Source organism: Chitinophaga sp. (assembly GCF_035761305.1).
Lineage (GTDB): Bacteria > Bacteroidota > Bacteroidia > Chitinophagales > Chitinophagaceae > Chitinophaga.
The window spans coordinates 1-6903 of sequence record NZ_DASTRI010000203.1 but is presented as its reverse complement, the minus strand read 5'-3'; the positions used below and the strand labels follow the sequence as shown (position 1 = coordinate 6903).

Here is a 6903-nt window from a genome sequence, read left to right as displayed (position 1 = left end):
GTGCTGTTCGCTATACAACCAGCCGGTACAAAAGCGGGGCAGCTCATTTCGTTACAGTAAATTCAAAATCAGTTTTACCCGCCAGGCCATTACCGCTAACGCCCTCCACTATACCATAAAAAGCAGTATTAATATCAGACGAAAAAAATTCCACGGTAGCATCCCCGTTTTCATCCGTTATGATATCGGGCGCCCACAGCAGGGTATTGCGGTAATCTACCCCGGCGTTTTGTTGTTGATCATAATTGGGTTGGTAAAATTCCTTCCGGGGATAATAGCCTTTTGCTTTGGCTATTCCAAACATTTTTAGCAGCGCTTCTTCGGTGTACCGGGGATAGTGATAAACAATTTGTTTGGTGTTGGTGGAATTGAATGAGAAGGGATGTGAGGCAGGCGGGTTAGGGCCGGTCCATACAATGTATGTTTGTCCTTCAACAGGCCGCTCATCACCATCCCCCGCCGGGCAATTCAACCATCCCCCGTGTGTTTTGTCGGTTAGGTGCCGGTATTTCGCCAGGCTGTCCAGGTGGCCTATATATTTATCGCGGAACACAACCGCTGTTTTTCCCTGTACTTCAACGGCTTTCAGCTGAATGCTTCCGCGCGTTAGTATGGAAAGATCTTCTGCTGTCACTTGCCTGCTTGCCATTGGTATGCTTTCCAAAGGATAGTTTATTTTCTGCCACGGCTTTATTTTATGAATGGGTTCAAAGGGATCATGCACTTTCAATTCAAAATCCCGCTGTTCGCCGTAATGCTTAATGTAGATGTTGCGCGATAATTTTAAATGCTCCGGCGAAAGCCGGAACGTTCCCTGGTTATCCAATGTTACCAGCTGGTTGTGCTGCTGTTCAGCATCAAAAAGCATAACAGCCTGCTGGGAGGATTTTGTTTTCTTCCGGAGCGTAACAAGTTCGCCCCTGGTACTGTCGGATAATACCAGGCTGTTACTGCCGCCCGTTTTTTTCAGTTCCTCCTCGTTCCACGAATAAGACCGCCAGCCCTGGGTTAGCAGCAACAGGTCAAGGGCCTGCAGCCGGTTTGTTTGGGTGGTATCAAAGTAATAACCGGGATCATAAATGCGGCCTTTTAGCTGGGTGGTCAGCAGGTAATGCGTTTGTATATCATTTGGGTCCGCTGGCCGGTGATAGATGCGGTCATACGCTGCAGCCCCTAATTGCGCAATAACCGGCTTATCCTGCTCGTCTGTCGTATGTATGTGCAGCACGATTTTCGTTTTCGTGCCATAGCTCTTCCGGGAAAGTGTAGCCGTAACCGATAAGCGGTGATCCGGCTTTACATAAACCAGTCTTTCTGCTACAGGCACTGCGCCATGGTCAAAAAGGGTGGCTTCAGCCACGCCCGCTGTTACATTTTGCAAAGGCAGTTTGAGGTCAAGGCTGTCTTGTATTGTTGCGGAAGCCATCAGCTGCGTTAGCCCCCTTGTCTGCAGCCTGAAATAGAAAAGCTGTTTTTCGGGCGCCTGGTTATAAACCCGGAAGAGGATGCTGTCTTTACTATTGTGCAAAAGCCGGAAGGTCATTCCCTGCGTGCTTGCGGCGGGCAATGGGTACAGCGTGTCCGCGAAAGGGGCATCCAGGCGTACATGATAGGTGCTGCCCGCTGCCGGCCGTAGCAGGAAGCTGCCCGTTCCCGCATGGCTGCTCTTAAAATGCCCGATGGCGGTATTACCATCAAAAAGGGTCCCGGAAACTGTGCAGGGCAGCCCGTTTTCAGCTACTGCCTTAAATGCAACCCGGTTGGTAACGCCTGATAACAGCACCCCGCTTTCGGGCAGCAGGTGGAGCTGTATTTTTTTCTGCAGGCTATCGGTACGGCGGCCTGCCGGTTTTTTTCGCAGCAGCTCTGCCACGTTCCGCACAATGCTTATGCTGCGGACGCCTGTGAAAGAAGCGGCATCCCTGGTCAGGGAGTGGGCGGAATAGGCGCATAGCCAGTAATTTCCCTCCGGCAGTGAATCGTTCAGGTAAATGTGCCCATTCGCAATGCCGTTTTCTATTGGATATGCTTCTTCCCACACCACGCTGTCTTTTTGTGCATAAACCAGCTGTATGTAAAGTGTCTGGTCAATGCCGGAGAGCAGCTGATGCTGCGCATCCAACGCATAGGCTTTGAACCAAAGATCTTCCATGCGTTCGTAAATATCCTTACTGGTACGTACATACAGGGTGGTGCGGACTGCATCGCCGGAATAGGTTTCCAGGCGGCGGGCCAAAGTGTCCAATGTGCGCTGTAGTACCTGGGCGTTCCCTGGAAGAAAGCTGAACAGCGAAATTAAGATGAGCAGATACCGCATTATAAGAAGCATGGGGAATATTAATCTGCATGGAAAATAAGATAATTTAAACATGCTCACCTGAATACGGCACAAAAAAAAACTGGATTATTTAATTATATTAGTTGGGTGTACGAAAAGCAGCAGTAGTAATTTGCCGTTTAGTTAAAAGTAAAAGATTAACACATGCCAGGTCAACGGAAGTGGAAGCTAATAGTATTACTTGCAGTTATAATTACAGGAATTGTTTTTTTGAAAGCATGGCCGCCTGCCTACGCTGCAGCACATACGCCGCCAGGCAGCAGGCCGAATATCATTTTCATTCTTACTGATGATATGGGTTTTGGCGATATTGGCTGTTTTGGCGGGCAGTTTGTTCCCACACCTAACATAGACCGGTTGGCTAAGAACGGGCGTAAATTTACACAGTATTATAGCGCGGCGCCCATTTGTTCCCCGTCAAGGGCAGGGCTGCTCACAGGCATGTACCCCGGCAGGTGGAACTTTTCTACCTATCTCGACAACAAAAAGCATAACCGGAATGCGGAGCAGGCTGATTTTCTTGACCCGTCTGCACCATCCATTGCACGCTTTTTTAAAAACGCTGGCTATGCCACGGGCCACTTTGGTAAATGGCATCTTGGCGGGGGCAGGGATGTGAAAAATGCGCCGGGGTTTGAACAATATGGTTATGACGAGCATATAAGCACGTATGAAAGCCCGGACCCTGACCCGCTGATTACCGCTACTAACTGGATCTGGTCTGATAAAGACAGCATTAAAAGATGGGACCGTACAAAGTATTTTGTAGATAAAACCCTGGATTTCCTCAGCAGGCATAAAGGCCAGCCCTGTTTTGTGAATTTGTGGCCGGATGATGTGCATACGCCATGGGTGCCAAGAAAGGACCCTGAGTATACCGGTAAATATCCCATGAACCCCGAAGAGGAAGCGGCCTTTAAGCTGGTTTTAAAGGAATATGATGTGCAGATAGGCAGGCTGATGGATGGATTGAAGCAGCTGGGCATTGAGAAGAATACCATTATTATTTTCACCAGCGACAACGGGCCGTTGCCCAGCTTCAGGGGCAGCAGGGCAGCAGGACTAAGAGGCTCAAAGCTCTCTCTTTACGAAGGCGGTACCCGCATGCCTTTCATCGTGTGCTGGCCGGGACATGTTCCCGCGGGAACAGTTGATGAATCGTCTGTTATTAACGGCGTTGATATGGTGCCCACGCTGGCCAGGTTCGGCGGTGTTTCCTTACCAAAGGATTACCCGGGCGATGGGATAGACAGAAGCGGTGTGCTGCTGGGAAAGCCGGCGTCCAGGACCCGGGATATGTTCTGGGAATACGGGCGCAATAACATTGCATTCAGGTACCCGGCCGGCAGGGATAAAAGCCCCAATTTAGCGGTGCGCTCCGGTGAATGGAAATTGTTAATGAACAGCGATGGCAAAGACATTCAGCTATTCAATATTGTGAAAGATAAAAACGAAACTACAAATGTGGCAGACCGTGAGCCCGCGATTGCTGCAAAGCTGAAAGATAAGCTGCTGCAATGGTGGAGGGCGTTGCCGAAATTGAAAGAGGCCCATTCCCCCCAATAATTTAACACCCCGTTAATGTTTGGATCATACTTTGTACGTTTTTTTGGAAAACGCTGTACAAATGATCTACCGGCTCTGGGTAATTGCCCTGTTATGGTCCCTGGCTGCTACTGCTCAGCCGCAAAAGAAGAGGAACATCTTTATTATTGCTACAGACGGCTTCCGCTGGCAGGAGGTATTTAACGGGGCAGATGCCAGGCTGCTTTTTGACCCGGAATTTGTAAAAGATACCGCTATCATGCGGCAGCTGTACTGGGACGATTCCGCAGCCGTCCGCCGGCAGAAGTTAATGCCCTTTTTCTGGAATGTGGTCGCAAAGCAGGGCTGCCTGTATGGTAACCGGCAATGGAACAATAATGTGAACGTACGCAACTTCTATAAAATATCTTACCCCGGCTATAGCGAAATGCTGACTGGTTTTGCAAACCGTTGGTTTATACCCAACCTGCCCGTAGTGAACCGCAATACGAATGTGCTGGAATTCCTCAATCAACAGAAGGATTACCAGGGTAAAGTGGTAGCATTCAGCTCCTGGAAGATCCTGCCTTTTATACTTAATGAACGCCAGGGCACCTTTTCCGTTAATGCTGGCTATGAGCCGCTCAAAGAGGACGGCGATACCGCAGCTGCCGTGAACAGCGTGCAGGACTATATTACCGGTAAAAGTGATACCCGTTACGACCGGTTAACCTGGTTAAGCATGCAGCAGTATGTGGAACGGCATCATCCAAAAGTAGTATTCCTGGGCTTGGGGGAAACCGATGAATGTGCGCATAAAGGCCGTTATGACCTTTACCTGGAGAAAGCTGCGGATGTGGACCGGATGATCGGCGCGCTGTGGTACTATGTGCAAACCGATCCCTTCTATAAAGACAACACCACGTTTATTATCACTACCGACCATGGGAGAGGTCGGCGCCCTGGGAACTGGCAAACGCACGGCTTTTGGGCCAAAGGCTCCGGTGAGATGTGGCTGGCGGTTATCGGGCCGGATATTTATCCCGCCGGCGAAATAAAGCAGGAACAACAGGTGTGGCAGCAGCAGATCGCAGCTACTATTGCCATGCTGTTGGGCGAGCAGTTTGAAGCAGGGCATGCGGTAGCAAAACCGGTACAGCTGAAAATGGTTACCCGTAATGACAGCCTGCTGAATAAGATCCCGTACCTGGAGCAGGCTAACAACAGCGCCGTTACCGGCCGCGCAAAATGAGGTTGGCGCAATTATAGCTATAAACAGCATAAAACTTTTTATTATGGCACGTTTTGTCCGTTCATCCGTTCAGCAGGAATTTGGCCGGCTGGTAAACATCGATCTTGTAACCAGCATTACGTATGGCGATGATCACATTACTTTTCACTATGCCAAGGAACATATGACCGTGTGGGAGTACAAAGACAATGAAGCCCGCCTGCAGGCAGATTGGGCCATACTGGAAGCAAAGCTGGCTGAAAAAGACCTTTTTACTTTATAAAAATGCCGGTTGCCCTGGTGTTGCCGTTTATACCGTGGCAATGCCGGCGGCCACGGAAGAAGTTACGCTGATATCTTACGGATGTACCACGCTGAGGATTTCGGAATTTCCACGGGTAATGGAATAACTCCATCTGCTGTTGTATTTACAAGATAGAAGCCGAGCACTTTTATTTCCCGGCGGAAAAATATATATTCAGCGAACAAAATCCGCGTCATGAAACTGGCTTTATTGTTCGCTGTTCCCATATTCATTACCGTTACTGCCGCAGCGCAGGTGAAAACAAACCTCGAAGCGTTTAAACCAGGTAACGGGGCTGTTGTAAGCCAGCGCGGCCAGCTGCTGGAAATCAGCTGGCCCGCAGGCAATGCAGGCACAGGTAAAATTGTGTTCGACCTGGCGCCTGCGCATCCGCTTTTTAAAGAGGTTTTTCTCGGCAAACAACGCATCACTGCCAATATTGACCCCGCATTTGTGCTCACAGTCGGCCAAAGAGACCTGGTTTCACAAAACGGGTGGAACATTTTTTTTGACAAGGTGCCCAACAAGCCCCACCAGTCGTACCCGTTAACAATAAAGAAAAACGCCGCAGCTGTAAAAACAGCCGGCAGCCGCACCATTATAACTATCGGGCAGTTGACCGCGGAAAGCTTTACAGGCGCCTTGGAAATTACCTGTTACAACGGCAGCCCGTTATTCAACATAGCAGCGGTGATAACAACCGGAGCCGATGCCAAAGCCATTGTTTTTGATGCGGGAATGGTGAGCCGTTCTCCTGACTGGCAGCGGGTTGCATGGATAAACACAGGTGACAGCCTGGTGCAAACGCAGGTAGCAGCCGGCGACACTGCCCGTAACCTGGCCGTTAAATACCGCGCCGTTGCCGCAGTGGGTAAGCACGGAGCGCTGGTAGTGTTCCCTCCTCCGCACCAGTATTTTTATCCTTTGGACGAAGCTTTTAACCTGCGGTTTACCTGGTATGGCAACGAGTACCGCGGGCTGATGCACGGCTACGGTATCGGTATCAGGCAGGAGCTGGAAGGCGACAAACGTTTTGTACCCTGGTTTAATGCGCCGCCGGGAACAAAGCAGCGCCTCAATTTCTTTTGTTTACTGAGCGCTGAAAATGATGAAGCAGCTTTCACTGCAGTAAAGCGTTTTACACATAATGATCAATACGTTCGGCTGCCGGGATTTAAAACAATGTCGAGCCATTTCCATAATGAATTTATTATGAAGGTAATGATGGCCGGAAAACCGGTGCCGGAGCACCCCGAGTTCGTAAAAGTGTTTAAGCAGCTGGGAGTTGATATTGTTCACCTGGCCGAATTTCATTACACCGCCGATCCCAAGGGACCGGACGAAAAGCGGTTGCCCCAGCTAAAGGCGCTTTTTAAATTATGTGAGCAGCAATCCGGCAAAGACTTCCTGCTGCTGCCCGGCGAAGAACCCAATGAATTTTTTGGTGGCCACTGGCTCGAATTGTTTCCCCGCCCGGTATATTGGGTAATGTCGCGCAAACCCGGC

At 49.8% G+C, this 6903-nt stretch carries 4 protein-coding genes and 1 pseudogene; 4 read left to right on the top strand and 1 reads right to left on the bottom strand.

Going from position 1 to position 6903, the window contains the following annotated elements; genetic code table 11:
• Positions 1-43 precede the first annotated feature (43 nt).
• Positions 44-2245, bottom strand: a complete 2202-nt coding sequence (locus VFS25_RS17130) for a hypothetical protein (RefSeq protein ID WP_326463387.1) — start codon at positions 2243-2245, stop codon at positions 44-46.
• Between the two features lie 303 nt (positions 2246-2548).
• On the opposite strand from VFS25_RS17130, the gene VFS25_RS17125 reads away from it, so the two are divergent.
• The 4 genes and pseudogenes from VFS25_RS17125 to VFS25_RS17110 form a co-directional block, all read left to right on the top strand.
• Positions 2549-3904, top strand: a complete 1356-nt coding sequence (locus VFS25_RS17125; RefSeq protein WP_326463386.1) for a sulfatase-like hydrolase/transferase — start codon at positions 2549-2551, stop codon at positions 3902-3904.
• Between the two features lie 61 nt (positions 3905-3965).
• Positions 3966-5114, top strand: a complete 1149-nt coding sequence (locus VFS25_RS17120) for an alkaline phosphatase family protein (RefSeq protein WP_326463385.1) — start codon at positions 3966-3968, stop codon at positions 5112-5114.
• 43 nt (positions 5115-5157) lie between these two features.
• A complete protein-coding gene (locus VFS25_RS17115; RefSeq protein WP_326463384.1) occupies positions 5158-5376 on the top strand; it encodes a hypothetical protein in 219 nt (72 codons plus the stop codon).
• 216 nt (positions 5377-5592) lie between these two features.
• Positions 5593-6903: pseudogene (locus VFS25_RS17110) on the top strand (hypothetical protein); the annotation flags it as partial.

What these genes read in the sequence shown, in the direction of transcription:
- VFS25_RS17115 (WP_326463384.1), top strand. Translation starts at nt 5,158, where the DNA reads ATGGCACGTTTTGTCCGTTCATCCGTTCAGCAGGAATTTGGCCGGCTG.
- VFS25_RS17120 (WP_326463385.1), top strand. Translation starts at nt 3,966, where the DNA reads ATGATCTACCGGCTCTGGGTAATTGCCCTGTTATGGTCCCTGGCTGCT.